Source organism: Gordonia sp. NPDC003585, assembly GCF_040610755.1.
In the GTDB taxonomy this organism is placed as follows: Bacteria; Actinomycetota; Actinomycetes; order Mycobacteriales; family Mycobacteriaceae; genus Gordonia.
This window is the reverse complement of sequence record NZ_JBEXMX010000043.1, coordinates 1-25990: the sequence shown is the minus strand read 5'-3', so window position 1 is coordinate 25990 and position 25990 is coordinate 1. Positions and strand designations below refer to the sequence as shown.

Below are 25990 nucleotides of genomic sequence, written 5' to 3'. Positions count from 1 at the left end.
CTGTAGTAATGACGTGTCCTCTTCCCATCTCACAACTGGAGTCGTGTTGGAGAACGCGAGTGCTGCAGCACTCGCGTTCTCCAACTCAGCTCCAGTTGTCAGGCGAGGAAGGTGCCGAGTCGCTCGACAGCCTTGGTGAGGTCCTCGGCCGACGCGGCGTAGGACAGGCGCACGTACCGTTCGGCGCCCGCGACGCCGAAATCCTTTCCGGGAGTAAGTGCTACGTGGGCTTCGGTGAGTGCGCGGTCGCAGAACTCGGACGACGTGAGGCCGGTGTTGCCGACGTCGATGTAGACGTAGAAGGCGCCGTCGGGCACCACCGGAACCTCGAGGCCGATACTGGCGAGGCCGTCGATGATGATCTGGCGCCGGTCGGCGAACTCGATGCGCCGACGTTCGGTGACCGCCAACGACTCCGGGGTGAAGCAACTCAGCGCAGCGAACTGGGCCGGCGTCGGCGGGCAGACGTAGAAGTTCTGGGCAAGACGTTCGATGACGTCGATCAGGGACTCGGGAACGATGCACCAGCCCAGGCGCCATCCGGTGAGCCCGAAATACTTGGAGAAACTGTTGACGACGATCGCGTCCTGGGTGCCCGCGGTACCTGCTGACAGCACCGACCGCGGCGGCCGGCCGTCGGGGCCCGGGTCGGACAGACCGAGATAGATCTCGTCGACGATGGTCCACCCGTCTCGCTCGGACACCAGATCGCACATCGCGACCAGTTCGTCGTAGGGCATCGACGTCCCGGTCGGGTTGGACGGCGTCGCCACCACTACACCGCGCGTCGTGTTCGTCCATGCCGCGTCGACGGCGTTGGTGGTCAGCTGGAAGCGGGTGGCCGGCGTGGTCGGGATGAGGGTGACGTCGGCGCCGAAACTCTCCGCGAACTGGCGGTTGCACGGATACGACGGATCGCCGATGAGGACACCGTCACCCGGATCGATGAGCGCCGCGCACGCCAACAGAAGCGCCGCCGACGCGCCGGAGGTGACCGCGACCCGATCCGCGGTCACCTCGGCCCGGAAATGGTGCGAGTAGAAGTCGGCGATCGCCTCGCGCAATTCGGGCAGACCGAGTGCGGGCGTGTACGCGAGAGGGCGGCCGTCTGTCAGCTCACGAGCTGCCTCGAGGAATGCCGGCGGTGCACCGAAGTCGGGTTCGCCGATGTTCAGCTTCACCACGTCGTGCCCTTGCGCGTCGATCGCGGCTGCCTTCTTCGCGAACTCCATCGCGTAGAACGGCGCCACCCGCTGGGCACGTCGCGAGATCCTCATGCCCTCATTGTGCTCGACAGCTCGACGGCGTCAGCTCTCCGGCACCCAGTTGAACGTGTCGGGATCGGGTCCGCGTCGTTTGTCCTTGTTCAGCCCCTCGATGGCGGCCACGTCCTCGGGCGACAGTTCGAAGTCGAACAGCGCGAAGTTCTCCTCGACGCGGGACCGTGTCACCGACTTGGGGAACACGATGTCGCCGCGCTGGATGTGCCAGCGCAAGGTCACCTGCGCCACCGAACGACCCTTCTCCGACGCGATCTTGCCGAGCACCGGATCGTCGAGGACGTCGCCCTGGGCGATCGGCGACCACGCCTCGGTCGCGATGCCGTGTTCGGAGTTGAACTCACGCAACGGGTTCTGGGACAGGTAGGGATGTACCTCGATCTGGTTGACGGCCGGCACGATGTCGGTCTCGTCGAAGAGGCGTTGCAGATGTGCCTGCTGGAAATTCGACACCCCGATCGCGCGGGCCTTGCCGTCGGCGTGGATCTTCTCCAGCGCACGCCACGTTTCGACGTAATCGCCAACGTCGGGCAGTGGCCAGTGGATCAGGAACAGATCGACGGCGTCGACACCCAGGTCGGCAAGGGTCTGATCGGTGGCGCGCAGAGCGTCGTCGTAGGCGTGGAAGCTGTTGTTGAGCTTGCTGGTGATGAACACCTCGTCACGAGGCAGTCCGGACTCGGCCACCGCCTGGCCGACTTCCTTTTCGTTGCCGTACATTTCGGCGGTGTCGATGTGCCGGTAGCCCACCTCGAATGCGGTCAGTGTTGCCGCTTTCGTGTCGGCCGGCGGGATCTGGAACACGCCGAAACCCAGCTGTGGGATCTCGACGCCATTGTTGAGAGTGATTGCGGGGGTAGCCATATCGCTCCTTTCGAGGGTTTACGGGATTAGGATGATCTTGCCGCGGGGGTGCGAGCCGCCGAGTTCGGTGAGGGCCTTGGCGGCGTCGGCCAGCGGGTAGGTCGAGGCGATCTCGGTGACCAGCTCGCCCGATGCGGCGGCCGCGATGAGTTCTGGAATGGCCTGTGCGCGATGGGCTTTGCTCTCGGCGGAGCTACCGTCGACGAGCTTGATGCCGTCGCCGCCACGACCGAACGCGGCAATGCTGACGATCTTGTCGGCCGAGTGCAAAGACAGCGAGGTGTCGATGGCCTCGTCGGTTCCGACGGCGTCGATGGTGCTGGTGATGACTCCGGGTGCGGCTGCGACCACCCGGTCGAGCAGGCCGGGACCGTAGGTTACCGGAATCGCGCCGAGTCCGCTGATGAAGCTCTGATTGGCCGATGATCCGGTGGCGATCACCGTCGCCCCGGCCTTGACGGCCAGCTGCACGACGACGGAGCCGACCGCTCCGGAACCGCCGTGCACCAACACGATGTCGCCTGCGCTGACGTTCGCCGTGGCGACGGCATCGGCCGCGGTCTCGCCGACCAGCAGCAGCCCGGCAGCCCGCTCGAAGTCGAGATCTGCCGGTTTGTCGTGGATCTTACTGTGGTCGGCGTTCAGTGCGGATGCATAGGCGCCGAGGACCGAGTAGGCGATCACCTCGTCGCCGACCTCACGCTCGACGCCGTCGCCGACGGCGGTTATCACGCCGGACGCCTCGAAGCCGAGCGCGAGCGGGAGCTTCGATTCGTCGGCACCCATCCGGCCGGTCACCCGGGCGAGGTCGATGGGGTTGACGCCGACGGCCTGCACCTGCACGGTGACCTGTCCGGGACCCGGTGGTGGCAGTTCTTCTTCTACCTGGCCGAGGACGGTGGTCGGCTCTCCGTACGCGGTCGCAACGATTCGTGTGGATGTGGTCATACCGGGTTCAAGGCCATCGCCTGGCGCGGATATTCCGACAGTCCGGAGTTTCCGCTCAGCGTGCGAACCATGTCTCCAGGCTGCCGGCGAGCGCCTTCTCGATGCGTAGGCGCGACGTCGCCGACAGGTCGTCGGGCAGTGCGTCCGGCGCGAACCAGGCCACCTCGGTGTTCTCGTCGTCGGCGGCATGCGGTTCACCCGAGCGGTGATAAGCCAGGAAACAGAGGTCGAGGTATTGCGTCTGGTCACCATTCGGATACGTGATGGTCGGTGTCACGTCGATACTGGTCAGCCGGACGACCTCGGCGGTCACGCCGGTCTCTTCGACGATCTCGCGCAGCACGGCGCGCGCCGGTTCCTCGCCGGGTTCGAGGACCCCCGACACCACGGCCCATTGCCCGGTGTCGACGCGATTGGTCAGCAAGATGCGATTGGTGTCGTCGAGCACGATCGCGCTGACGCCGGACAGCCACAGCGGACGCTGACCGACATGTTCACGCAACTCGCGGATGAACTCGGGTATCGGCACACGACCATTCTGCCTGTGACGATTCTGCTGCGACCCTCAGGGTGATCCCTGAACTTTCACCGAGATCGGCGCTGAGCAGGTGAAATCTGCCCGAACTCGCGCCACAGTGGAGTCATGACAACACCAACGCACACCAACAGCGGACTCACCTTCTGGAAGGTCCTGGGCATCATTGCGGTCGCCCTGCTCGCGCTCGCCATCATCGGGCCGCTGCTCAAGGGACTGTTCTGGATCGCCATCATCGCGCTCGCGATCTACGGCGGATTCATGCTCTTGCGGTCGTCGAAGAAGAACAACAACACCACGTACTGACCGCGGCGGGGCGTTAGCATGTGCCATGCCGACGGTGATCGCGACGATCAGTCTCAAGGGCGGCGTGGGCAAGACGACGCTCACCGCCGGCGTCGCCGAGTTTCTGGCCGGGGTCTTCGGTAAGCGGGTCCTGCTCGTCGATCTCGATGCGCAAACCAACCTGACGACGATGATGATCGGCGCCGAGGCCTGGCTCGAATGCAACCAGGATCGCCGCACGGTCGCGACCCTGTTCGCCGACGCACTCGACGGCACCACCGATTTCGACCTCGACCGTGCGATCGCACGTGACGTGTCCCCGGTCGCGGATGTCGACGGCATCGACCTGCTCCCGTCGTCGCTCGACCTCATCGAGCTGCAGGAGGAGTTGAGCGCACGCCGGGTGGCCGCCGACGACCATGCCGAAGCGATAGGCCTGTTACGAAAAGCGCTCGCGCCCATCGTTGATCGCTACGACCACATCCTCATCGACTGCCCGCCCAACGTCGGCCCGTTCAGTCTCAACGGTCTCGCCATGGCGGATGCGTACATCATCCCGACCATCCCGGATGTGTTGTCCACGTACGCGATTCCACATGTCCAGCGGCAGGTGGCCGACTTTGGTGCCGAGATCGGACGGTCCATCGTCGAACTCGGCGTGGTGATCTCGAAGTACCGCCCGTCGTCGGCGCTGCATCAAGAGACGGTCCGACGCCTGCGCCGGGACCCGACCATCCACAACGTCCTCCCCATCTACCTGCATGAGGCGAACGTGATCGGTGCCGCCGCCGAGTACGCACCGTGGCCGACGTTGCACGCGAAGTACGGCTATCACGGCCACTACGAGCAGTTCCGGGATCTCACTCGCGCAATCCTCGTCGAAGCCGACGGGAAACTTGGCTGACCCCAATCATTCTGGCGGACTCGCCGCGTCGGTGGCCGCCGAAGACTAGCGTTCTTGGGCATCACGCCGACCGGCGCGACGATTCGTTCAGAACAGGAGCGTTGTCATGCGCAAAGTCCAGATCATTCCCGTCATCGGTGTCGTCGGCCTCGCCGTCACGCTGTCGGCCTGTGGGTCCGACGACGACGATTCGGCGTCGGTCGAGACCAACAACTCGGGCAGTGCCACGGTCACGGTGGGCGGCGAGTCGGTCGATGTCACCGGCAAGACCGTGGCGTGTGCCGAGCAGAACGGCAAAGTGGTGATCGGGATCGGTTCGGCCACCGGCACCGGAGCGATCGGCGCCACCGTGACCTCGGGTGACTCGCCGCAGGTCGAGACCGTCGGGATCGCGACCACCGACGGCGTCAACTACGGCTGGGTCAAGGGGACCGGTAAGAACGCCACCGCGACCAAGGACGGCAAGAACTACACGATCAGCGGCGAGGTCACGGGTGTCTCGCTGTCGAACCCGACTGCCGGCCCGCAGACCAAGCAGTTCGAGATGAAGGTCACCTGCCCCTGACGGACAGGGGTTCGTTGATCTGGGGTTCGTTGATCTGGGGTTCGTCGATCAGCTCGCTCGGCGCCTCCATCGATGCGTCGGCTGCGACGGCGGCGAGTTCGGCACCCAGCGATTCGGAACGTGTCTCGACTTCGGCTGTCTCCGTTGCGCTTTTGCGTCCACCGGTGAACAGCGACGCGATCGCGCCGATGATGCAGCACACGATGGCGAAGGTGAACGCCGAAGTCAGACCGTCGGCGAACGGATCGCTGATCAGGTGTGGGAAGAAGTCGAGGCCGGTCAGCGTGTGCTGGTTGGCCGCGGGCAGGCTCGAGATGTGGTCGCCGAGTAGTTCTTGCACCGGGTTGTAGCCGAGGAAGGCTGCGAACAGCACGGCCACCGCCGGTAGTCCGGCGATCTGGGCCGCCTGGTCGGCGGGTACGCCGTTCGCGGTCAGGCCGGAAGCCATCGTCGCAGGCAGGTGCGCCGACAGTCCGCTGATCATCAGGCTGAAGAAGAGCCCGATCGAGAGCACCATGGCCGCGTTCTGGAAGGTGGTCATCATGCCGGAGCCGGAGCCGCGGGCGTCGATGGGCAGGCTGTTCATCACCTCGGCCCGGTTGGGCGACGAGAAGAGTCCCATGCCGACGCCGTTGAGGAACAGGATCACCGCGAACACCCAGAACGAGAAGTTCACCGGCAACGCGATCAGCCCGGCGAAGGCCACCGCGGTGAGGAGCATGCCGGAAGTGGTGAACCACTTGGTGCCCAGGCGATCCGAGAGCGCACCCGACAGCGGAGCGGTGATCAGGAAGCCGATTGTCAAGGGCACCATGTAGATCGCCGACCACAGGGGAGTCTGTTCGAAGTTGTAGCCGTGCTGCGGCAGCCAGATGCCCTGCAACCAGATGATGAGGATGAACTGCAGGCCACCGCGACCGATCGACGCCATCAGGTTGGCGATGTTGCCGAAGGTGAAGGACCGATTCTGGAACAGGTGGAGGTTGAACAGTGGGCTCTCGACCTGGGTTTCGATGAAGACGAAGGCGATCAGGACGAGCGCGCCACCGATGAGGCAGCTCAGCACCATCGGGCTGGTCCAGCCCATGGCGTGTCCACCGTAGGGCTGGATGCCGTAGGTGATGCCGACGAGGACCGCGACCAGTCCGACCGCGAAAGTGATGTTGCCCCACCAGTCCATCCGGGCGCGCTTGCGAACTCCGGTGTCGCGCAGCTTGAGATACGCCCACACGGTGCCGACGATGCCGAAGGGAACCGAGACGAGGAAGATCAGGTGCCAGTGGATCGGTGCCAGGATGCCGCCGACGAGCAGACCCAGGAACGATCCGGCGATGGCCGCAACACCGTTGATACCCAACGCGAGTCCGCGTTGGCTTGGTGGGAAGGCATCGGTGAGGATCGCCGACGAGTTGGCCATCAGAAAGGCGCCGCCGATGCCTTGGACGATGCGCCAGAAGATCAGCCAGACAGCGGCCTGCGAGCCGTCGAACCAGGTGATGGCGAGGAAGATCGACGAGATCGTGAAGATCAGGAATCCGAGGTTGTACATCCTCGCGCGCCCGAACATGTCGCCGAGCCGGCCGAAGCTGACCACCAGGACGGCGGTGACGACGAGGAAGCCCATCATCATCCACAGCAGGTAGCTGGTGTTCTCGGGCAGCAGCGGGTTGAGATGGATACCGCGGAAGATGTCGGGGAGTGCGATCAGCACGATCGAGCTGTTGATCGTCGCGATGAGCATGCCCAACGTGGTGTTGGACAGGGCAATCCACTTGTAGCCGTCCGGCGTCGTGTCGTCGGGGGCCATGGTGGCGGGGGAGACGGTCGTCATGAGTGTCCTTTGTGACTGTCGAGAGGTCAGAGGGGGCTGGGGCGGTCGCAGATCTCGAGTGCGTCGGCGAGTGCCGCGAGGCCGCGATGGACCGCGTCGCGATCGGCGTCGTCGAGTTCCTCGAGTGCCTCGGCGAGCAATTGCGCCCGCCGCGACCGTGCATTCCGAATGAGTTCGATGCCGGCGGGTGTTGCCGTGAACAGGCGAGCGCGTGCGTCGTCGGGGTCGACGGTCCGCGCGACGTAGCCCTGTTCTTCGAGCGTTCCGACGATGCGCGACATCGTGGGGGCGGTCACAGACTCGCGTTGCGCGAGCGTCGACAGCCGGATCGGCGAGTGGTTGACGATGGTCCAGAGCGCAGCGGCCACGCCGGCACTCAGGCTGCCCTGGCCGCCTCGGGTCCGCAATGCACGGTTGATCTGGGTGAGCTGGTGGTACACGGTGCCCACGTCGCTGCCCACAGTCATTTGTTTCGCCACGCAACTATTATTAGTTGCTTAGTGCTAAGTAATCGAACCGTAAAGCGATCTTGTCGGGCGTACGGTGGGCGTAGGTCGGGACCCGCCCAAGCCAACTGGAGGAACAATGCTCGGATTGGGAATCATCGGCTGGATCATCATCGGCGGACTCGCCGGCTGGATCGCCAGCAAGATCATGAAGACCGACGCGCAGCAGGGGATACTGCTCAACATCGTGGTGGGCGTTGTCGGCGGTCTGCTCGGCGGCTTCTTGCTGAATCTCTTCGGAGTCGACGTCAAGGGCGGCGGCCTGATCTTCAGCTTCGTGACCTGTCTGGCAGGTGCCTGCATCCTGTTGTGGATCGTCGGACTGGTCCGGGGTCGGGGACGCAGCAGGGTTTGAGCTGACAGGGTCTGACAAACAGACAAATCAACTGGGAGGTAATCACACGTGACTCGAATCGCCATCATCGGCGGCCACGGCAAGATCGCACTGCGTGCGGCGAAGATTCTGAGTGACCGGGGTGATGAGGTCACCTCGATCATCCGCAATCCCGCACAGGCCGACGACGTGTCCGCGACCGGGGCGACTCCGCTGGTCGCCGACATCGAGCAACTCGACACCGCGGGGATCGCGTCGGTCCTGGCCGGGCAGGACGCGGTGGTGTGGTCGGCGGGCGCCGGTGGAGGCGATCCATCGCGCACGTACGCGGTGGATCGTGATGCGGCCATCCGGTCGATGGATGCGGCGCCGGCCGCCGGCGTCAAGCGCTATGTGATGGTGTCGTACTTCGGGGCGGGCCCCGACCACGGAGTGCCGGAGGACAATTCGTTCTTCGCCTACGCCGACGCCAAGGCGGCGGCCGACACGCATCTGAAGTCGACGTCGCTGGACTGGACGATTCTCGGGCCCAGCAAACTCACCGACGAACCCGGCAGCGGCCGCATCTCGGTGGGCGGGGAACGCACGGCGGGCAGTGAGGTCAGCCGCGCCAATGTGGCACAGGTGATTGCGGAGGTGGTGAACGCACCCGCGACCACCCATCAGGTGATCGAGTTCGACGACGGCTCAACCCCGATCACCGATGCTCTCCCAACTGACTGAGATCCGTCTGGGTGAGATCGTCGGAGACGCCCATGTCCTGACCGATCCGTCGCAAACCGTCGGGTACTTCACCGACTGGACGGGACGGTATCGGGGATCGGCGGAGGCGGTGGTCCGGCCGCGAACGGTGCACGAGGTCGCCGACGTCGTCCGGTTGTGCGCCACCGAGGGTGTCGAGATCTGTGTTCAGGGCGGCAACACCGGGCTGGTCGGTGGTTCGGTTCCGCCCGGTGATCGGGGCGTCGGCGCGCGACCGGTCATCCTGCTCTCGACGGCACGCATGACCGACATCGACGACATCGACGAAGTGGGCCGATGCGTCGGGGTACAGGCCGGTGCCACCGTCGACGCGATCGACTCGACGGCGGCACGGTCGGGGTTGGCGTTTCCCATCGACCTGGCGGCACGCGAAACGGCCACCGCCGGAGGTGTGGTGGCGACGAATGCGGGTGGTATCCGGATGATCCGCCACGGCAACACGCGCGCCCAGGTGTTGGGTATCGAGGCCGTGCTCGCCGACGGCCGGATTCTGCGACGGTGGTCGTCGTTGGTGAAAGACAATGTGGGATACGATCTTCCGGGACTTCTCGCGGGCAGCGAGGGGACGCTCGCGTTGGTCACCGGGGTGCTGTTCCGGCTGGTGTCACCGGCCCGGCACACGACTGTTGCCGTTGCAGCGGTCAATCATGTGGAGGACGCGATCGGACTCATCGGTGCCGCCGGGGCGCGTGGTCTCACGGTGGAGGCCGCCGAGATCATGACCGAGGCCGGGGTCGCGCTGGTCGCCGAGCACGGACATCGGCGTCCGGTCGCGTCGACGGCGTCGTTCTACGTGTTGATCGAGTTGTCGGGTCCCGGCGATGTGGAAGAGGCTGTTGCGGAGTTGCTCGACGAGGCGTCGGGCATCGTGGACGCCGTCCTCGAGCCGGGCCCCGCCCGTGCGCTGTGGGCGGTGCGGGAGAGCCACACCGAGACGATTGCGCGGGCCAGCACGACGCCGGTCGTGAAGCTCGACATCTCGGTGCCGATCCGGGCGCTGCCCGAAGCCTTCGCGGAGTTGACGGCGGTCGGCGAGATCGTCGAACATCCTTGTCGCCCAATCCTGTTCGGTCATGTGGGTGACGGGAACATCCACGTCAACCTGCTCGACGTGCCCGAGGGTGACGCCGAGGCGGTGACCGCGCGGGTGTTCGGCATCGTCGCTGCGAACGGCGGCAGTATCAGTGCCGAACACGGCATCGGCCGCGCCAAGGCCGCGTGGATTCACCTCGGCCGCAGCGACATCGACCGCTCGGTGATGCGGTCGATCAAGCAGGGCCTCGATCCGCAGGGACTGCTCAATCCCGGGGTGCTGTTCGGCTGATCCGAAGGTTCAGTAGTCGGCCTCTGAACTGGGCAAATGCGCTTGGGTCGTGCCGAAAAATCTAGGGGAAGAACTTCTTCCCCCAAATTCCAAGTCGTCCCCGCGAAAACTCGTGGGGAGGACTCCAAGGGTAGGGGAAGAAGTTCTTCCCCTACTTTTGGTGCCCGACCGGCACCAATGCGTCGCCGCCGCCGCCCGCTCCCTGAGCCGGTGGGGCTTCGAGGCTCACGTCGGCCGGTAGTAGGGGCACCGGCCGCATGTGTGGTTCAGGGCAACAGCGCATGACACAGCATGTCGGCCAGCCAGGTGGCGATGTCATCGGCGGTCCAGCCTCGATCACGCAGTAGCCAGCGCGGCTCGTTGGAATTCAGCACCCACAGGATGTCGGTGGCCTTCTCGACGTCGAGATCGGCTCGTAGCCAACCCTTCTCGTGCAACGTCTGCACCCACATCGCGCTCCCGTTGCGCCGTTCCTGATCGATAGTGTGGGCAAATGAGGAGAGCGCGGCGTCGGTGTCGCGTGCGCTCAGGACGACGCGGAGGAGGGGGTCGATGCGAGTTCCGATGCTTTGCGCGAGCTTTGCGTAGGCGAGGACCATCTCGTCGGGACTCGTCGCGTTGAAGACGGCGAGGGCCTCGGGTCGTTGTGCGAGCGGCACGTCCTCGTCGTCGCCCACGAGTGCGGTGTCGTAGACCGCCTTTAGTAGTCCGGCCTTGCCGGCGAAGGATTTGTAGATCGTCTCCTGCGACACCTGGGCTTCGTGTGCGACGTGCCGGATCGTGGTGCCGCCGAACCCGTTGTCGAGGAACGACGTTCGGGCGGCGGTGAGCACGCGTGCGCGTGTTGCGCGAGCCGCTTCGGTTCGCGAGCTGTTGTCGTAGGCCACATGTTCTCCTCGTCAAAGGGTTGTGCGAGATTTGGATACAGTTTACTGTAGTAATTAAATCCAGTTCACTGTATCGAAAGGTTTCATCATGTCCGCCACCCTGACTCATGCCGATCTCGCGCATCTCGCCGAACGTGCGATCCACGCCGTACTCCGGGGTTCGATCGCCGACCTCGCCGAGATCAACCACCCCGACGCCGTCAATCGCGAGGCGATCGCGGAACCGCCGGCGACCCGAGGGACCGGCCCGGTTGCGTTCTTCGCAACCGGGGAGTGGCTGCGCGCAGGATTCAGCGATCTCGCGTGGACCACCGAGAACTCGGTCGTCGAGGGCGATCTCGTCGTCATCCACGGCACCATGTCCGGGCGGCAGACCGGGGACTTCGTCGTCTGGACACCGGAGGGCACTGTCGAACGCGCCTTCGCGCCGACCGGTGCGTCATTCACCGTGCGGCAGGCTCACTTCCAGCGCGTCGTCGACGGTCTCGTCGTCGAGCACTGGGCTGTTCGAGATGACCAGGGAATGGCGATGCAACTCGGCTGGGTTCCGCCCAGTCCCTGGTTCCTCTGGCGCTGCTACCTGGCGACCAGGCGTGCCCGACGCGTCGCGCGGTCGGCGTCGGTCACTGGTGAGTGACCACCGGTGTGCGTCCGAGGGCATCGGCCACCTGCGCCGATTCGACCGGTTCGGAGAACATCGGGTAGTCGAAGCTGATCGCGTTGTCGTGCTCGGCCACCGATGTCGCCGCCGTGCAATCGGTCAGCGTGAGCACGCGGTAGCCGTTCTCGTAGCCGGTGCGCATCGTCGATTCGACACAGCAGTTGGTGAGGAATCCGCCCAGGATGATGGTGTCGATGCCCTTGCTGCGCAGGATGAAGTCCAGATTGGTGCTGGCGAAGGTGTCGAGGCCGCGCTTGCCCTCGACGAGGATGTCGCCGTCCGCGGGTGTGAGATCGTCGACGATCGCGGCTCCCCAGGTGCCCTTCACGAAAGCGTTGCCGTCGACGACGCCCTTGAGGATTCCGTACGGATGGCGCGTCAGTTCGCCATAGCCGGGGGCAAAGGTGATCGGAACGTGCATGATCGTGACACCCGCCGACCGGGCCCTGTCCACGAGGGAAACGGTGTTGGCGAGCATGCCGGTCTTGTCCATCACCTCGGCGACCGCGTCGTGCAGAACGCCGCCGTCGCTGGTGAATTCGTTCTGGTATTCGATGAGGACCAGGGCGGTGGTCGCGGGATTGAGCGTCAGTGAATCGGCCATGAATCCAGTGTGACCCAGATATCTCGACTCGATGGCAAGTCGCGCGGATCCACCGAAATCCTGAGACGATGCTGACGTGGATGAGCGGCTGATCGAACTGGCCCATCGTTGGGGCATTGCCACCGAATACGTCGGCTGGGACGAGCAGACGCATGACGTCAGCGAGCGGACCCTGGTGTCGACGCTTCGTGCTCTCGGCGTCGACGCCGAAAGCCCAACGGCGATCGAGGCCGCGCTGGTGGCGATCGATGAGCGGGAGTGGCGGGAGTTCCTGCCGCCGGTCGTCGTGGTCGTCGAGGGCGGCGGCACGTTCTGTGTGCATGTGCCGCATGGGGATCCGGTCCAGGTACACGTCACCACCGAGTCCGGTGAGCAACGAGTTCCCGAGCAACTCGACATCTGGGTGAATCCCCGCGAGATCGACGGCGCACTCGTCGGCCGCGCGACCTTTGCGGTGCCCGGCGATCTCGAGCCGGGATATCACCGGATCAAGGCACTCAATCCGAGCAGCACCGAGGCTGCGAGCTGCTCGCTCATCGTGACGCCGCGCCGCCTCGCCACCGCCGACCGACTGCTCGGCCATCAGCGATGGGGTCTCGCGGTGCAGCTGTACTCGGTGCGGTCGGCGAGTTCGTGGGGTGTCGGAGACTTCGCCGATCTCGCCGGCATCTGCGAGGTCGCGGCCAGCAGCTACGGTGCCGACTTCGTTCAGGTCAACCCATTGCATGCCGCGCAGCCGCAGCCGCCGCTGGAGAACTCGCCGTACCTGCCGACCACTCGCCGGTTCGTCAATCCGCTCTACATCCGCGTCACCGACATCCCGGAGATCGCGGGGCTCCGGAAGAAGCATCGGAGGTGGATCGCGGAGCTCGAACGGGCGTTCTTCGCCGAGGATCTCTCGGCCGACAAGATCAAACGCGACAAGTCCTACCGCGCCAAGATGGAAGCGCTCGAACTCATCTACGCAGTGCCGCTCGGCGGGCGCAGGCGGGCCGCGTTCCGCGCGTTCCGGGAACGGGAGGGCAAGGGGCTCAAGCGGTTCGCTACTTGGTGCGCGTTTGCCGAGCGCTATCCCGAGGACAATCCTCGGTGGCGCAAACAGTTGCGCGACAAGGAATATGTGAAGGCGAAGCGCGAAAAGCTCAAGCGCCGCATTGATTTCTACATGTGGCTGCAGTGGATCTGCGACGACCAGCTCGCGGCCGCGCAACACGCCGCGATCTCGTCGGGGATGAGTATCGGGGTGGTCGCCGACCTCGCCGTCGGGGTCGCACGCCACAGCGCCGACGCCTGGATGCTCGGCGACGTGCTGGCCACTGGCGCGACGGTCGGGGCTCCGCCCGACGGATTCAATCAGCAGGGCCAGGGGTGGGATCAGCCGCCGTGGCATCCGCGGCGGCTCGCCGAGGCGGGCTACGAACCGTATCGAGACATGCTGCGGACCGTGTTGCGCCATGCCGGCGGACTGCGCGTCGACCACATCTTGGGCCTGTTCCGGCTGTGGTGGATTCCCGACGGTGATCGGCCGTCGGCGGGCACCTATGTGCACTACGACCACGACGCACTGATCGGCATCCTCGCGCTCGAGGCGCAGCGTGCCGACGCCGTCGTCATCGGTGAGGACCTCGGCGTGTTCGAGCGTTCGGTGCAGGAGACGCTGGCCGAGCGGGGCGTCCTGGGCACATCGATCCTGTGGTTCGAGCACGGGCCGTACGCCCCGATTCCGCCGGAGGAGTACCGGGAACTGTGCCTGACGTCGGTCACCACTCACGACCTCCCGCCCACGGCGGGTTATCTCGCCGGCGATCACATCGAATTACGTTCTCGGCTGGGCCTTCTGGAGACGGACGAGGAATCCGAACGCGTGCGGGACGAGCGTGACCGCACTGCGATTCTCGAGCTGGCGCGTGCGCGCGGGTTGCTCGATCCGGCAGTTCCCGTCACCGATCCGGCAACCATCAATGCGCTCTACGCGCTGATTGCCGCGAGCCCGTCGGTGCTGTTGTCGGTCGCACTGGTGGATGCCGTGGGGGAGAGACGGATTCAGAATCAACCGGGTACCGATGCCACGCAGTACCCCAACTGGTGCATACCGCTCGCCGACGACGAGGGCAAGGTTGTCCTGGTGGAAGACCTCATCAGCAATTCGCGGTTCCGTTCGTTGGTGACCGCTTTGGAGAAGGCCGGCGTCGGACGCTGACGGTGCGTCGTTACCGGCGCCGGAACTCGACGACGGTCAAAGCCAGCGCGACGAGTGCGAGAACCGCGACACCGATGTTGAACACCACGCCGACGCTGCGCAGACCCCAGTGGGCGGCGGCGATGCCCTGGCCGACGATGGGGATCGAGATGGCGACATAGGCGACAACGAAGTACGTGGACGTCACCTCGGCCCGACGATGGACCGGGCTCGCGGCGACCACCGCGGCCAGACCCTTGCTGAACGACAACCCCTGCCCGATGCCACACACGATCGCGCCGAGGACGAGCAGTGTCATCGACGCGGCGAGGAGACCGCCGACCATGACTCCCATGCCGACCACCAGCGTCGCGCACCCGGCGACGAGCGCCGACTCGGTGGGGATGCCGCGTCCGACGATCTGGGTGAGCGCCGACGACAAGAACAACAGCGCGACCACACCGCCGGCCACCGCGTGACTGTCGATGCCGATGATGTGCGAGATGAACGAGGGCGTCACACCGGTGAAGGTGCCCATGACCGCGAAACCGGCGAAGGCCGCGATCGCCGCGCGGGTGAACACCGTGCGGACCTCTGCTGGGACCGACAACCGTTGCACCGACAGCCGAGCACCCGGGCGCACGACGACCGGTTCGGGGATGAACCACACTCCGACGAAGGCGACCGCAAGCAGCGCCAGATCGAGCAGGAACGGCGTCCGCAGCGGCGCCGGACCCCATTCGGCGAGCACGCCGGCCACCACCGGACCCAGCCCGAGGCCACCGATATTGGCCGCGGTCGCAACCGCGGGCGCTCGTTGCTGCCACGACGGCGGGGCGAGTTCGATGACTGCTGCGGTCGCGGTGCCGGTGAAGATGCCGGCCGACAGGCCCGACAGCACCCGCCCGAGGATCAACTGCCACTCCGGTCCGGCGGTCAGGAAGACCACCGCACTTGCCGCGGACAGCAGGGCGCCGGCGATGAGCAGCGGCCGACGTCCGACGACGTCGGACCACCGTCCGAATCCGATGAGCGCGGCGATGACTCCGGCGGCGTAGACCGCGAAGATGACCGTCGTGGTGGTGACGCCGAAACCCATCTCGCCGGCGTAGATCGCGTACAGCGGGGTCGGCAGGGTGGTGCCGAGCATGACCACCGCGAACGCGTAGACCGCGGAGAAGAAGGCCAGCCCTCCGGAGGTGTGCATGCTCATGTCCAAGCCCCGGACGCCATGTTGTATTCCAGGCCTCGTCGTATTCCGGATGTCCGATATCGTCGGGGCTTATGACCGACACCGCCCCGAGGGTCCTGGCGACCACGTCGCGAATGCCGTTCGCCGTCGACGAGATTCACAAGCTCGGCGAGACAGGTCGGGACGTCACCGCGGCCGACACCTTCGCTGCGTCCCCGGGCAGCCACTCGCGCGGTGCGAGCCGACATGTGGTGGTCCCGGCGCCCACCCAGCGGACCGCGGAGTTCATCGCGGCGGTCATGGAGGTGATCCGACGCGAACGCATCACGTGGCTGCTGCCGATGTTCGAGGAGGTGTTCTACCTCGCGCGGCATCGTGACCTGCTGCGCGACGCGGGCGGCGAGCACCTCGAACTGTTCTTCCCCGACTTCGACACCTTGGCCAAGGTGCACGACAAGGTGGCGTTCACCCGGTTCTGCCGGGAGTTGGGGTTGTCGGCGGCCGAATCCGCGACGGCGACGACGCGTGACGAACTGCGCGCCGCCACCCAGATGTGGCCGCACTGGTTCGCGCGGGCGGCTTACGGCCGCGGCGGCCTCGACGTGCTCACCAACACCGGACCGCTGGCGGGTGAGTCGTCGATCGACGAGGTCACACCCACGCCCGACGAGCCATGGCTGGTGCAGGAGTACCTGAAGGGCGTCGACCGCTGCAGTTGGAGCGTTGTGCACCACGGCGAAGTGGTCTTGCATTCCTGCTACGAACACCCGCTGACCATCGATGACCGCGGCGGCATCGTCTTCGAGTCCGTCGACTCGCCGGAATCGCTCGCCGCAGCGCAGACAATCGCCCGCGAGCTGAACTGGCACGGCCAGCTCAGCTTCGACTACCTCGTCACCGACGACGGCGTCCACCACATGGTCGAGTGCAATCCGCGTCCGACGGCGGGCTGCACGCTGGCGACATCCGAGGAGTTCGACACCGCGCTGTTCGCACCCAGCGGCCTGGTCGTGGTGCCCGCCGGGCGGAAGAAGATGATCAAGGCCGCGGTCCTGCGTGACGCCCTCAAACACCCTTCGCATCTACGACGAAACCTGGCCGCCGCCAAGGGCGCGAGCGGCGTGTACGACCAGGCCAAGGACCATATGCCGCTGATCTATTCCGCGTTGTCGTTGCAGCACATCCTCTCCTATCGCAAGGTGTTGGGCATCGACCGCAACAAGCGCGAAGAACTCGTCGCCACACAGTTCTTCGACGTGCTGTGGGACGGTTCGCCGATCCCGTGACCGACGGGGTGGCCGAGGTGCCCTCTGGTCCGAATCCGTGACATGGGTTACTGTGTCGTCGAGTAACGGATAGTCGATCAGGAGGACTGCGATGCCTGGCCAGCCGGATCATGACGCGATCATCGTCGGCGCCGGTTTCGGCGGAATCGGCGCGGGCATAGCGCTCAAACGCGAGGGTCTCGACAACCTGGCGATCCTCGAGCGCGAGGACGATCTGGGTGGAACGTGGCACGTCAATCACTACCCCGGACTGGCCGTCGACATCGCGTCGGTGACGTACTCGTTCTCCTTCGAACCGAACCCGGACTGGTCGCGCCTGTTCGCTCCCGGCGCCGAGCTCAAGCAGTACGCCCACCACGTCGCCGACAAGTACGACCTCAAGCGGCACATGGAATTCGGCACCACGGTGACCACCGCACACTGGGACGACGCCGAACACCTGTGGCGGGTCTCGACCGACAGTGGTCCGACGCGTACCGCCCGCTATCTCGTGACCGCGACCGGGTTCCTGTCCCAGCCCTACACCCCCGACTTCCCGGGAATCGGCAGCTTCGCCGGACGCATCATCCACACCACCGCGTGGGAGGACGGCCACGACTTCACCGGCGAACGTGCCGCGGTCATCGGCACTGGTGCGACGGCCGTCCAGCTGATCCCCGAGATCGCCCGAACGGCAACCGAACTCACCGTCTTCCAGCGTACGCCGATCTGGGTGGTACCCAAGGTCGACTTCGCGATCCCACCCGCCGTTCGCTCCCTGTTCCGTCGGATACCGTTGACGCAGAAGACGGCTCGCATGGTCAACACCTCCCTGTTGGAGGCGCTGATGGTGTTCGGTGTGCTGCATTTCAAGCAGGCCAAGCTCGGAAACAGATTCGCCGCACTGCTCGGCAAGGCGCACCTTCGCGCGCAGGTGCGCGACCCGGACCTACGACGAAGGCTCACCCCCGACTACGACTTCGGTTGCAAGCGACCGACGTTCTCCAACACCTACTTCGCGTCGTTCAACAAGCCGAACGTGGCATTGCAGACCGAGTCGATCGTCCGCGTCGAGCCCGACGGCATCGTCACCGCCGAAGGCAAGAAGACCACGATCGACACCCTGGTGCTCGCGACCGGATTCAACCTCTGGGACGTCAACTTCCCCGCTTTCGAGATAGTCGGGCGTGAGGACCGCAATCTGGGACAGTGGTGGCGGGACAACCGCTTTCAGGCCTACGAGGGCATCACCGTACCGAAGTTCCCGAACTTCTTGTCCCTCAACAGTCCCTACTCCTACAGCGGGCTCTCGTACTTCACCACCATCGAAGGGCAGATGCGCCACATCAAGCGGCTCTTCGGTGAACTGCGGCGTCGTGGCACGGACACCTTCGAGGTCACCGAAGCTGCCAACACCGAATTCCTCGACGCGATGACCGACAACCTGCAGTCGTAGGTGTTCTACAGCGGGAACTGCGCGACCTCACGCAGCTACTACTTCAACCAGCACGGCGAGGCGACGCTGCTTCGGCCCACCTCGACTCTGCGCACCCTGCGCGACATGGAGCGATTCCCGCTGAGCGCCTACGAGTATCGGTAAAATCTGGTTCATGCGCGCATGGGCGGTCACCACACCGGGTCCGATCGAGACCGGACCGATCGAGTTGCGTGAGAAACCGGATCCGATCGCACGGGAAGGCGAGCTGCTGGTCCGCGTGCGCGCATGCGGCGTCTGCCGGACAGATCTGCACGTCACCGAGGGCGACCTGCCGGTGCACCGTCCATCGGTGACGCCCGGTCACGAGATCGTCGGCGAGGTGGTCGGTCTCGGCGACGGCGTGACGGATTTCCGGATCGGTGAACGAGTGGGCGTGGCCTGGCTGCACAGCACTGACGGTGTGTGCGCCTATTGCCGACGCGGGTCCGAGAATCTCTGTCCCGCTTCGCGATACACCGGGTGGGACACGGATGGCGGTTATGCTGAACTCGCCACCGTGCCGGCGGAATTCGCCTACCGACTGCCCGACGACATCGACGACGTGGAGATCGCGCCGCTGCTGTGCGCGGGCATCATCGGGTATCGCGCGTTGCTGCGGACCGGGCTGCTCGACGACGGAAATGCCGATCGGGCAGTGCGCCGGCTGGGGATGTACGGCTTCGGTGGCAGCGCCCATCTGTGTGCGCAACTCGCGATCGCACTGGGGATCGAGGTGCATGTGTTCACGCGCGGCGACAAGTCGCAGCAACTCGCCCGCGACCTCGGGGCGGCATCGGTGGGGGAGACCTACGACGATCCACCCACTCCGTTGGACGCCGCGATCACGTTCGCGCCGGTCGGCGAGATCGTGCCGACCGCCATGCGTGGCCTCGACAGGGGTGGCGTCCTCTCCATCGCGGGCATTCATCTGAGCGATATCCCGACGCTGAACTACGAGCGGGAGTTGTTCTACGAGAAGGAAATACGGTCGGTGACTGCGAACACGCGCCACGACGGCACGGAATTTCTGGTGCTCGCCGCCCGACACGGCGTCCGGGCGACGACGCATCCGTATCCGATGAGTTCGGCCCTGCAGGCGCTGATCGACCTCAAGGCCGGGGCGTTCGACGGCGCAGCGGTGCTGGTGCCCGACTGATCGTCAACGTGCAGCCAGCAAGCCCGCTGCCCGCTGCAGGTCGGCCCGCAGCACGGTGGGGGCCAACGCGTTCAGGCCGATCAGCACGGGTGTGAAGAGTCGGGGAACGGTGAGCGTGGCCCGGGCCCGCACCTGGCATCCGTCGTCGTGGGGCCCGACATCCAGGCGGAGTCGGGCATCGACGACATGCCAGTTCCCGATTTCGACCCAATACTGTTGGGGCACACAGTCGATCACCTCGAGCCGCGGAGCGATACCGGGCACCGTCGTCACGTCTACCCAGCTGGTGCCGACGTCTCCGGGCCGGTCGCCCACCGATCGGAGGTCGGTGATCCGACGCAGACTGGATTGCCATTCGGGGCGTCGGACCGGGTCGGTCAGGTAGTCGAAGGTCGCGGCAGCCGAAGCCGGGAATTCGACGACGGTATCGGCGATCTGTCTGCTGCCCATGGGAGCCTTTCGATGTCGTGGTGTTCGACTGACACACAGAACTACCATCTACACACGGGATCCCCTGTGTAGATGGTAGTTCTGTGTGTGCATCACACGGGCTCGAGCAGTTCGGGTCCGTTGTTGGCAACCCGGTTCACGAGCGGTGCGACCTCGCGGATCTCGATGGCCGCCGCGATGTCGGCCGCGGGCGGCGCGAACAGTTCCGACGGGGCCCGGTGATCCGGATCGAGCCAGGCGTCCCACTGTTCGAAAGGCATGATCAGCGGCATCCGATCGTGCACGTCGGTCAGCTTGCCCACCGCGTCGGTGGTGAGAATGGAGCAGCTCAGGAGTGGTGACGAGTCCTCGGCGTCGTCCTTGGGGTGCCACACCGACCACAGTCCGGCCATGAACAACCTGGTTCCGTCGGTCGGTGACATGAAGTACGGGATCTTGGTCGGCTTGCCCTTGTCGTCGGCCGGTTCCTTCTTCCACTCGTACCAACCGTCCATCGGAACCAGGCAGCGTTTGGACCGTACCGACGAGCGGAACGAGCTCTTCTCACCCGCGGTCTCGGCTCGCGCGTTGAACAGCAGCGGCCCCTTGCCGACCTCCTTGGCCCACGGCGGTACAAGTCCCCACCGCATGGCCCGCACCCGCAGTTTCGCGTCGTCCTCGGGTTCGTCATGGTCGTGGCGTTTGACCACGGTCATCACCGTCGTCGTCGGCGCGACGTTGTAGTTCGGGCCGGGGGACCGTGGCGCGGTGTCGAGGTCGGTGGTGTCGGGAGACTCGACCTCGTTGACCGCATCGATCTCCGCAGCCAGCTTCGCCGGGTCGGTGGTCACCGCATAACGTCCGCACATGCCATCTATGCTGCCTGAACGCTCCGACAAACTCAGGACACGACGTCGGCCGTCACCGCGCCGGTGATCGTCACCAGGTCGGCGGGTGCGAGTTCGATCTCGAGGCCGCGTTTGCCCGCGCTGCACAGCACGCGCGAGTGATCCAGTGCCGAGATGTCGATCACGGTGGGCAACGCGCTGCGCTGCCCGACCGGCGACACCCCACCCAGGACATACCCCGTGGTCCTGGTCACGTCGCGTTCGGTGGCCATCGCCGCTTTGGCGCCGCCGAGCGCGGCGGCCGCGGCCTTGAGCGACAGGCGCCGTGGGACGGGGATGACCGCCACGGCCAGGTGATTGCGGGCACCGCTGCCCGACACCTCGATGACCAGTGTCTTCAGAATCTGCTCGGCGTCGACGCCGACCAACTCGGCCAGCGCCGACACCGCCTCGGCGCCGTAGGCGTCGGTGCGTGGATCGTGCGCGTAGCGATGGACGGTGTGGTCGATGCCGGCCCGGGTGAGTGCGGTGATCGCGGGAGTGGACGCCATGACGGAACAATTGCCCGATTCGCGATGTTGTGCAAGAGCGACGACGCAAGTGGCGAAGGAGGGTGATCCGACGATGACAGCATCGGTGATGAACGATCCGGCGGTCGGGACATCGATCCCACCCGTGGTGATTCGTGCGCTGGATGCGCCTGTGGACCCGACGCGACACCGGGTGGAATCCACACCGGTAAACTGGGCCGAGCGTGTCCCCCTGCATTCCATCACCGAAGGGATCGTAGTGGCCGAGTCCCAGTCGACCGATCGTGCTGAAACAAGCGCGGCGCCGCGGCGCGCCGACCCCAACGAGACACCCGAGCAGCTCACCGAGCGCTTCGAGCGCGACGCGCTGCCGCTGCTCGACCAGATGTACGGCGCAGCTCTGCGCATGACGCGCAATCCGGCCGACGCCGAGGACCTCGTTCAGGAGACCTACGTGAAGGCGTTCACCGCGTTCGCGTCGTTCCGTGAGGGCACCAATCTGAAGGCGTGGCTCTACCGGATCCTCACCAACACCTACATCAACGGTTACCGCAAGAAGCAGCGTCAACCTGCGCAGTATCCGACCGACGAGATCACCGACTGGCAGCTGGCCGCGACAGCGGAGCACACCTCGACGGGTTTGCGTTCGGCAGAGATAGAAGCACTCGACGCGCTGCCCGACGACGAGATCAAGGCCGCGCTGCAAGAACTTCCGGAGGAATTCCGGATGGCGGTCTACTACGCGGACGTGGAAGGTCTGCCGTACAAGGAGATCGCCGAGATCATGGACACACCCATCGGCACCGTGATGTCGCGTCTGCACCGTGGGCGTCGTCAGCTGCGTGAACTGCTCGGCGACGTTGCGCGTGAACGCGGTTTCAACCGGTCGAGTCGCAGTGGCGAATCGACCGAGGTATCGGATGCGGGGGTGGCGCGATGAGCGGCGACCGTGATCCTCAGCAGATCCGCGACGCGGCCGACGCCGAATTCGTCGACCTCGACTGCTCGGCGGTGATCGCCGACGTGTGGCTGTTGCTGGACAACGAATGCGACCCCGGCGCACGCGCTCGGCTTCAGGATCATCTCGATGCCTGCCCGGCCTGCCTGGCGCACTACGGCATCGAACAGCAGCTCAAGGCGCTCATCAACCGCAAATGCGGTGGCGAACAGGCACCCTCGGGACTCCGCGAACGACTCCGCGTGGAGATCCGTAAGACCGTCATCGTGCACGAGACCACCGTGCGGACCGACGAACTCGGCGACGCCGACCGCTGACCCAGTACTGACACGACAACGCCCGGGTGGCCGACGCCGTGCTGGCGTTGTGACCGGTCCCGGGCGGGTCCTGACTCGCTGAGCCCCCACACAAGGGGAGAGACTCAGGAGTTGGGGCGCTTGCCGTGGTTGGCGGCGCTCTTCTTACGAGCGCGCTTCTTGCGTCCGCGCTTTCCCATGACGCATCTCCTTCAGTACTGAATAGCGGGCACACCATTGTTTCACGACGGTGGGCGCCGACCCCAATCGGTCTGCGTGTGGGCTAGTTTGAGTGCATGGCAGAAGACGTCGTTGCAGAGATCGTCGCGACCGTGCTCGAGGTCAAGGCCGTGCCCGGCCAGCAGATCGACGTCGGCGACGAATTGATCCTGCTGGAGTCGATGAAGATGGAGATCCCGGTCCTCGCCGAGGAAGCCGGAACCCTGGCCGACGTCAAGGTCAAGGTGGGCGACGTGATCCAGGCGGGCGACATCATCGCCGTCTACGAACAGTCGTAACCCACCTCAGTTCGCCGGCGCCAGATGTCGACACTTGCCGATCTGCTCGCCGAGCACACCACCCTCGCCGACACCGCTGCCGCACACCTGCAGCGGCTGGTGGCCGAGTGGCAGTTGCTCGCCGACCTCTCCTTCGCCGACTTCCTACTGTCGGTGCGCACCGAATCGGGTGACATCGTCACCGTCGCCCAGTGCCGCCCCAACACGGCGTCGACCGTGTTTCCGAGCGACGAAGTGGGCCGCGTCATCGACCCGTCGGTCAACCCGCAGGTTCCGCGCGCCTTCGTCGAGGCACGGATACTGCGCGACGAGGACCCAGCCTGGTTCGGTGCCATGGCAATTCGTCGCGAGGCGGTCCCGGTGGAGTTCGACGGATCGGTCATCGCCGTGCTCACCCGGGCCGTCGACCTGACCCACCCTCGGTTGCCGTCGCCGCTGGAACTGGCGTACCAGGATTGCGCCAACGATCTCTGTCAGATGGTGGCCGACGGCACCTTTCCGGTAGAGGAGGGCAATCCGCGCGGATTGTCGACACCCCGCGCGGGCGACGGGTTCATCCGGCTCGACGAGAGCGGCCTGGTCACCTACACCAGCCCGAATGCGTTGTCGGCCTTCCATCGGATGGGGTGGACAGCCGAACTTCACCACGCGCGGCTCTCGGAAGTGGTCACCGAACTGCTCACCGACGCGTTCGAGGCGGCCGATGTGGCGTCGATGATCGACGTCGCCGCCGGCGCTGCGCTCCCACCGACGGTGCCCTACCGCGATATCGGGATGCGGGTGGAGGCCGACGCGCGACGGGCGACCGTCCTCATCCGAGCGGTGCCGCTACGACCGCGGGGCGAGGTGGCCGGCGCGGTGGTGCTGATCCGCGACGTCACCGAGGTGAAGCGGCGAGATCGGGCGTTGATCAGCAAGGACGCGACGATCCGGGAGATCCATCACCGCGTCAAGAACAACCTGCAATCGGTGTCGGCGCTGCTTCGGCTGCAAGCTCGCCGGACCGCCAACGAGGATGCCCGGTTGGCACTCACCGAGGCGGTACGACGAGTGGCGTCGATCGCGCTGGTGCACGAACTGCTGTCCGGCAGTGTCGACGAGGAGGTCGACCTCGACGAGGCCGTCGACCGGTTGGTGCCGATCCTGGTGGACGTTGCCTCTGGTGACGGTGCCGTCCGGGTGCAGCATCGACACCGGCTCGGTGTCCTCGCGGCCGAGTCGGCGATGCCGTTGGTGATGGTGCTCACCGAACTCATCCAGAACGCGATCGAGCACGGATTCGACGGTTCGCAGGAAGACGCCCTGATCGACATCGTGGTCGACCGGGATGTACGAAATCTGCGAATCGCCGTCCGCGACAACGGCTCCGGGCTACCCGACGGGTTCGATCTGGCCACCTCGGAACACCTCGGACTGCAGATCGTGCAGACCTTGGTGTCGATCGAGTTGAGTGGCGAACTCGGTGTCGGGCCCAACCCGGAGGGTCGGGGCACCGAGGTCGTCATCGTGATCCCCTTGCGCGGGGCATGAAAAAACCCGGCCGGTGGCCGGGTCTCTCATGGCCGCCGGGCTGACTCGTCAGCGCTCGGGGCCGCCGAGCGCTAGACGCTGCTCCGGGTACGCGTGCGTGCGGTACGCCGCTTCAGTGCGCGTCGCTCGTCTTCGCTCATCCCGCCCCAGACACCGGCATCCTGCCCGGACTCCAGCGCCCACGACAGGCATTCGGCGGTGACGGGGCACCGCGCGCAGACGAGCTTCGCATCAGCGATCTGTGCGATGGCCGGTCCACTGGTTCCCACTGGGAAGAACAGCTCCGGATCCTCGTCGCGACAGATGGCCTTGTGACGCCAGTCCATTCCTTCTCCTTCAGGCGCGCCGTTTTTGCGCACCACTCGATACTTGATGAATGCTTGTGTTGGCTGTAACCCCTGGTTCACGCGGGCACACCAAATGTTTCCGCGCTGTTGCTTGTGAATACTTTCACGAATCCAGCCGAAGTCAATGGTGTTGCGTTAACACGTGTGCAATATCACGTCACCGACCTAGCATCTCCAGTTGTGCGGTCAAGTGGGGGGGACTTGCACATGGTCACTCGCCGATGTACTAGTCTACGCTTCTTTGGTTACTTACGTTAAGGGTTTCCGCAGGTCGCCGATGGTGGTTACCATCCTTATATGCGCCATCGATGTTGATCCTCCTCACGACGCCTGAAAATCGCCGCGGTCACCGCGGCGTTGTGCACCGATCTCATCCCGCTGTACCCGGTGTACGCGGTGATGTTCACCGACCGGTCGGTGACCGGAGCTGGGCTGTCGGGTGCGCAGCTTTCCGCGCTGTTCATCATCTGGTCCGCCACCTCGTTTGTGGCCGAGATTCCCAGCGGGGTGCTCGCCGACCGCTTCTCTCGTCGCCGTCTGCTGATCGCGTCACCCCTGGTGACCGGTTGCGGCTTCGCGCTGTGGACCGTCGCGCCGTCGTTTCTGGCCTTCGCTGCGGGATTCGTACTCTGGGGCGTGGGTGGCTCGTTGCGGTCGGGGACCGCGCAGGCGCTGCTCTACGACGAACTCGCGGTACTGGGCGAGGAACGCAGCTACGCGCGGGTGGCCGGCCGCGTGCGGGCGGCCGAGGCGGTCGGTGTCGTGGCCGGTACCGCGTTGGCAGCGCCGCTGCTCGCGCTGGGCGGCTACGCGGCCGCGGGGTGGGCAAGCGTCGGCGCCTGCGTCGTGGCGGCCGGTGCGGCCGCCGCCATACCGGTTGTGTATAGCCGGGGTGAGGTTACCCACCAAGAAGATGTATAGAAAAGCTGGCGGACAGAGATACGCGAAGCCCCTCCGTAAGGGTCTGCGCCGCGG

27 protein-coding genes and 2 pseudogenes are annotated in these 25990 nt (G+C 65.5%); 16 read left to right on the top strand and 13 right to left on the bottom strand.

Translation table 11 applies throughout. The features are described from left to right. Nucleotides 1-98: 98 nt before the first annotated feature. From ABZW74_RS13655 to ABZW74_RS13640, 4 genes are read right to left on the bottom strand one after another with little or no spacing between them, the layout of a single operon-like run. Nucleotides 99-1277: a pyridoxal phosphate-dependent aminotransferase gene (locus ABZW74_RS13655; protein WP_355276819.1), complete on the bottom strand. Its 1179-nt coding sequence runs from the start codon at nt 1275-1277 to the stop codon at nt 99-101. Nucleotides 1278-1307: 30 nt separating this feature from the next. After that, nucleotides 1308-2144, bottom strand: coding sequence for an aldo/keto reductase (locus tag ABZW74_RS13650; RefSeq protein ID WP_355276817.1), 837 nt, complete (start codon nt 2142-2144; stop codon nt 1308-1310). Between the two features lie 18 nt (nt 2145-2162). Beyond that, complete coding sequence (locus tag ABZW74_RS13645) at nt 2163-3092, bottom strand: NADP-dependent oxidoreductase (RefSeq protein WP_355276815.1); 930 nt, start codon at nt 3090-3092, stop codon at nt 2163-2165. A gap of 55 nt (nt 3093-3147) precedes the next feature. Continuing rightward, nucleotides 3148-3621: an NUDIX domain-containing protein gene (locus tag ABZW74_RS13640; RefSeq protein WP_355276813.1), complete on the bottom strand. Its 474-nt coding sequence runs from the start codon at nt 3619-3621 to the stop codon at nt 3148-3150. A 114-nt stretch (nt 3622-3735) separates the two neighbouring features. On the opposite strand from ABZW74_RS13640, the gene ABZW74_RS13635 reads away from it, so the two are divergent. The 3 genes from ABZW74_RS13635 to ABZW74_RS13625 all read left to right on the top strand — a co-directional run bounded on the left by ABZW74_RS13635 (nt 3736) and on the right by ABZW74_RS13625 (nt 5381). Continuing rightward, nucleotides 3736-3933 (top strand): hypothetical protein, encoded by a 198-nt coding sequence (locus ABZW74_RS13635; protein ID WP_240856856.1) that lies wholly within the window; start codon nt 3736-3738, stop codon nt 3931-3933. Nucleotides 3934-3958: 25 nt separating this feature from the next. After that, entirely contained in the window at nt 3959-4816 is an 858-nt protein-coding gene (locus ABZW74_RS13630) for a ParA family protein (protein ID WP_240856857.1), read from the top strand. 106 nt (nt 4817-4922) lie between these two features. Beyond that, nucleotides 4923-5381: a lipoprotein LpqH gene (locus ABZW74_RS13625; RefSeq protein ID WP_240856858.1), complete on the top strand. Its 459-nt coding sequence runs from the start codon at nt 4923-4925 to the stop codon at nt 5379-5381. On the opposite strand, the gene ABZW74_RS13620 is transcribed toward ABZW74_RS13625, so the two are convergent. Continuing rightward, complete coding sequence (locus ABZW74_RS13620) at nt 5368-7212, bottom strand: MFS transporter (protein ID WP_240856859.1); 1845 nt, start codon at nt 7210-7212, stop codon at nt 5368-5370. The two genes, ABZW74_RS13625 and ABZW74_RS13620, sit on opposite strands and share 14 nt — an antisense overlap. Nucleotides 7213-7238: 26 nt before the next feature. Then, complete coding sequence (locus tag ABZW74_RS13615) at nt 7239-7679, bottom strand: MarR family transcriptional regulator (RefSeq protein WP_240856868.1); 441 nt, start codon at nt 7677-7679, stop codon at nt 7239-7241. A 118-nt stretch (nt 7680-7797) separates the two neighbouring features. On the opposite strand from ABZW74_RS13615, the gene ABZW74_RS13610 reads away from it, so the two are divergent. From ABZW74_RS13610 to ABZW74_RS13600, 3 genes are read left to right on the top strand one after another with little or no spacing between them, the layout of a single operon-like run. Then, complete coding sequence (locus tag ABZW74_RS13610; RefSeq protein ID WP_240856860.1) at nt 7798-8073, top strand: GlsB/YeaQ/YmgE family stress response membrane protein; 276 nt, start codon at nt 7798-7800, stop codon at nt 8071-8073. A 48-nt stretch (nt 8074-8121) separates the two neighbouring features. Continuing rightward, nucleotides 8122-8775 carry an SDR family oxidoreductase gene (locus tag ABZW74_RS13605; RefSeq protein WP_240856861.1) on the top strand — a complete coding sequence of 218 codons (654 nt, stop codon included), beginning with the start codon at nt 8122-8124 and terminating at the stop codon, nt 8773-8775. Next, nucleotides 8756-10138, top strand: coding sequence for an FAD-binding oxidoreductase (locus ABZW74_RS13600; protein ID WP_240856862.1), 1383 nt, complete (start codon nt 8756-8758; stop codon nt 10136-10138). Before ABZW74_RS13605 ends, ABZW74_RS13600 begins: the two co-directional genes overlap by 20 nt. A 266-nt stretch (nt 10139-10404) precedes the next feature. On the opposite strand, the gene ABZW74_RS13595 is transcribed toward ABZW74_RS13600, so the two are convergent. Next, nucleotides 10405-11025 carry a helix-turn-helix domain-containing protein gene (locus ABZW74_RS13595; protein ID WP_240861641.1) on the bottom strand — a complete coding sequence of 207 codons (621 nt, stop codon included), beginning with the start codon at nt 11023-11025 and terminating at the stop codon, nt 10405-10407. 88 nt (nt 11026-11113) lie between these two features. Here ABZW74_RS13595 and ABZW74_RS13590 point away from each other — a divergent pair, with 88 nt between their 5' ends. Then, nucleotides 11114-11662, top strand: a complete 549-nt coding sequence (locus ABZW74_RS13590) for an ester cyclase (protein ID WP_355276808.1) — start codon at nt 11114-11116, stop codon at nt 11660-11662. Here the strand turns inward: ABZW74_RS13590 and ABZW74_RS13585 are convergent. Beyond that, a complete protein-coding gene (locus ABZW74_RS13585) occupies nt 11649-12290 on the bottom strand; it encodes a cysteine hydrolase (RefSeq protein WP_240861635.1) in 642 nt (213 codons plus the stop codon). The two genes, ABZW74_RS13590 and ABZW74_RS13585, sit on opposite strands and share 14 nt — an antisense overlap. A gap of 76 nt (nt 12291-12366) precedes the next feature. Here ABZW74_RS13585 and malQ point away from each other — a divergent pair, with 76 nt between their 5' ends. Then, a complete protein-coding gene (malQ, locus tag ABZW74_RS13580) occupies nt 12367-14490 on the top strand; it encodes a 4-alpha-glucanotransferase (protein WP_240861633.1) in 2124 nt (707 codons plus the stop codon). A 10-nt stretch (nt 14491-14500) separates the two neighbouring features. On the opposite strand, the gene ABZW74_RS13575 is transcribed toward malQ, so the two are convergent. Then, nucleotides 14501-15676, bottom strand: a complete 1176-nt coding sequence (locus tag ABZW74_RS13575) for an MFS transporter (RefSeq protein ID WP_308221079.1) — start codon at nt 15674-15676, stop codon at nt 14501-14503. Between the two features lie 77 nt (nt 15677-15753). Here ABZW74_RS13575 and ABZW74_RS13570 point away from each other — a divergent pair, with 77 nt between their 5' ends. From ABZW74_RS13570 to ABZW74_RS13560, 3 genes and pseudogenes are all read left to right on the top strand, one after another. Next, nucleotides 15754-16947: an ATP-grasp domain-containing protein gene (locus ABZW74_RS13570; protein WP_355276805.1), complete on the top strand. Its 1194-nt coding sequence runs from the start codon at nt 15754-15756 to the stop codon at nt 16945-16947. A gap of 91 nt (nt 16948-17038) precedes the next feature. After that, nucleotides 17039-18526, top strand: a pseudogene (locus ABZW74_RS13565) (NAD(P)/FAD-dependent oxidoreductase). A gap of 10 nt (nt 18527-18536) precedes the next feature. Further along, nucleotides 18537-19559: a zinc-binding alcohol dehydrogenase family protein gene (locus ABZW74_RS13560; protein WP_240861628.1), complete on the top strand. Its 1023-nt coding sequence runs from the start codon at nt 18537-18539 to the stop codon at nt 19557-19559. A gap of 3 nt (nt 19560-19562) precedes the next feature. Here the strand turns inward: ABZW74_RS13560 and ABZW74_RS13555 are convergent, their stop codons facing one another. The 3 genes from ABZW74_RS13555 to ybaK all read right to left on the bottom strand — a co-directional run bounded on the left by ABZW74_RS13555 (nt 19563) and on the right by ybaK (nt 21387). Then, nucleotides 19563-20009, bottom strand: a complete 447-nt coding sequence (locus ABZW74_RS13555; RefSeq protein WP_240861626.1) for an SRPBCC family protein — start codon at nt 20007-20009, stop codon at nt 19563-19565. 92 nt (nt 20010-20101) lie between these two features. After that, nucleotides 20102-20857, bottom strand: coding sequence for an SOS response-associated peptidase (locus ABZW74_RS13550; RefSeq protein WP_240861624.1), 756 nt, complete (start codon nt 20855-20857; stop codon nt 20102-20104). A gap of 32 nt (nt 20858-20889) precedes the next feature. After that, nucleotides 20890-21387, bottom strand: a complete 498-nt coding sequence (gene ybaK / locus ABZW74_RS13545) for a Cys-tRNA(Pro) deacylase (protein ID WP_240861622.1) — start codon at nt 21385-21387, stop codon at nt 20890-20892. A gap of 88 nt (nt 21388-21475) precedes the next feature. Here ybaK and ABZW74_RS13540 point away from each other — a divergent pair, with 88 nt between their 5' ends. The 4 genes from ABZW74_RS13540 (at nt 21476) to ABZW74_RS13525 (ending at nt 24668) form a co-directional block, all read left to right on the top strand. Continuing rightward, nucleotides 21476-22306, top strand: a complete 831-nt coding sequence (locus tag ABZW74_RS13540; RefSeq protein WP_240861650.1) for a sigma-70 family RNA polymerase sigma factor — start codon at nt 21476-21478, stop codon at nt 22304-22306. Beyond that, nucleotides 22303-22641 (top strand): mycothiol system anti-sigma-R factor, encoded by a 339-nt coding sequence (rsrA, locus tag ABZW74_RS13535; RefSeq protein ID WP_240861619.1) that lies wholly within the window; start codon nt 22303-22305, stop codon nt 22639-22641. The genes ABZW74_RS13540 and rsrA overlap by 4 nt, the downstream gene beginning before the upstream one ends. A 275-nt stretch (nt 22642-22916) precedes the next feature. Beyond that, on the top strand, nt 22917-23138 hold the full coding sequence (locus ABZW74_RS13530; protein ID WP_240861617.1) for a biotin/lipoyl-binding carrier protein: 222 nt from the start codon (nt 22917-22919) through the stop codon (nt 23136-23138). 24 nt (nt 23139-23162) lie between these two features. Beyond that, a complete protein-coding gene (locus ABZW74_RS13525; protein WP_240861615.1) occupies nt 23163-24668 on the top strand; it encodes a PAS domain-containing sensor histidine kinase in 1506 nt (501 codons plus the stop codon). 71 nt (nt 24669-24739) lie between these two features. Here the strand turns inward: ABZW74_RS13525 and ABZW74_RS13520 are convergent, their stop codons facing one another. Continuing rightward, nucleotides 24740-24994 (bottom strand): WhiB family transcriptional regulator, encoded by a 255-nt coding sequence (locus ABZW74_RS13520; RefSeq protein WP_005170735.1) that lies wholly within the window; start codon nt 24992-24994, stop codon nt 24740-24742. Nucleotides 24995-25414: 420 nt separating this feature from the next. Here ABZW74_RS13520 and ABZW74_RS13515 point away from each other — a divergent pair. Continuing rightward, a pseudogene (locus ABZW74_RS13515) lies at nt 25415-25891 on the top strand (MFS transporter); the annotation flags it as partial. Between the last annotated feature and the right edge of the window lie 99 nt (nt 25892-25990).

What these genes read in the sequence shown, in the direction of transcription:
- ABZW74_RS13655 (WP_355276819.1), bottom strand. Translation starts at nt 1,277, where the DNA reads ATGAGGATCTCGCGACGTGCCCAGCGGGTGGCGCCGTTCTACGCGATG.
- ABZW74_RS13650 (WP_355276817.1), bottom strand. Translation starts at nt 2,144, where the DNA reads ATGGCTACCCCCGCAATCACTCTCAACAATGGCGTCGAGATCCCACAG.
- ABZW74_RS13645 (WP_355276815.1), bottom strand. Translation starts at nt 3,092, where the DNA reads ATGACCACATCCACACGAATCGTTGCGACCGCGTACGGAGAGCCGACC.
- ABZW74_RS13635 (WP_240856856.1), top strand. Translation starts at nt 3,736, where the DNA reads ATGACAACACCAACGCACACCAACAGCGGACTCACCTTCTGGAAGGTC.
- ABZW74_RS13630 (WP_240856857.1), top strand. Translation starts at nt 3,959, where the DNA reads ATGCCGACGGTGATCGCGACGATCAGTCTCAAGGGCGGCGTGGGCAAG.
- ABZW74_RS13625 (WP_240856858.1), top strand. Translation starts at nt 4,923, where the DNA reads ATGCGCAAAGTCCAGATCATTCCCGTCATCGGTGTCGTCGGCCTCGCC.
- ABZW74_RS13620 (WP_240856859.1), bottom strand. Translation starts at nt 7,212, where the DNA reads ATGACGACCGTCTCCCCCGCCACCATGGCCCCCGACGACACGACGCCG.
- ABZW74_RS13615 (WP_240856868.1), bottom strand. Translation starts at nt 7,679, where the DNA reads ATGACTGTGGGCAGCGACGTGGGCACCGTGTACCACCAGCTCACCCAG.
- ABZW74_RS13610 (WP_240856860.1), top strand. Translation starts at nt 7,798, where the DNA reads ATGCTCGGATTGGGAATCATCGGCTGGATCATCATCGGCGGACTCGCC.
- ABZW74_RS13600 (WP_240856862.1), top strand. Translation starts at nt 8,756, where the DNA reads ATGCTCTCCCAACTGACTGAGATCCGTCTGGGTGAGATCGTCGGAGAC.
- ABZW74_RS13590 (WP_355276808.1), top strand. Translation starts at nt 11,114, where the DNA reads ATGTCCGCCACCCTGACTCATGCCGATCTCGCGCATCTCGCCGAACGT.
- ABZW74_RS13585 (WP_240861635.1), bottom strand. Translation starts at nt 12,290, where the DNA reads ATGGCCGATTCACTGACGCTCAATCCCGCGACCACCGCCCTGGTCCTC.
- ABZW74_RS13575 (WP_308221079.1), bottom strand. Translation starts at nt 15,676, where the DNA reads ATGCACACCTCCGGAGGGCTGGCCTTCTTCTCCGCGGTCTACGCGTTC.
- ABZW74_RS13570 (WP_355276805.1), top strand. Translation starts at nt 15,754, where the DNA reads ATGACCGACACCGCCCCGAGGGTCCTGGCGACCACGTCGCGAATGCCG.
- ABZW74_RS13560 (WP_240861628.1), top strand. Translation starts at nt 18,537, where the DNA reads ATGCGCGCATGGGCGGTCACCACACCGGGTCCGATCGAGACCGGACCG.
- ABZW74_RS13555 (WP_240861626.1), bottom strand. Translation starts at nt 20,009, where the DNA reads ATGGGCAGCAGACAGATCGCCGATACCGTCGTCGAATTCCCGGCTTCG.
- ABZW74_RS13550 (WP_240861624.1), bottom strand. Translation starts at nt 20,857, where the DNA reads ATGTGCGGACGTTATGCGGTGACCACCGACCCGGCGAAGCTGGCTGCG.
- ybaK (WP_240861622.1), bottom strand. Translation starts at nt 21,387, where the DNA reads ATGGCGTCCACTCCCGCGATCACCGCACTCACCCGGGCCGGCATCGAC.
- ABZW74_RS13540 (WP_240861650.1), top strand. Translation starts at nt 21,476, where the DNA reads ATGAACGATCCGGCGGTCGGGACATCGATCCCACCCGTGGTGATTCGT.
- rsrA (WP_240861619.1), top strand. Translation starts at nt 22,303, where the DNA reads ATGAGCGGCGACCGTGATCCTCAGCAGATCCGCGACGCGGCCGACGCC.
- ABZW74_RS13530 (WP_240861617.1), top strand. Translation starts at nt 22,917, where the DNA reads ATGGCAGAAGACGTCGTTGCAGAGATCGTCGCGACCGTGCTCGAGGTC.
- ABZW74_RS13525 (WP_240861615.1), top strand. Translation starts at nt 23,163, where the DNA reads ATGTCGACACTTGCCGATCTGCTCGCCGAGCACACCACCCTCGCCGAC.
- ABZW74_RS13520 (WP_005170735.1), bottom strand. Translation starts at nt 24,994, where the DNA reads ATGGACTGGCGTCACAAGGCCATCTGTCGCGACGAGGATCCGGAGCTG.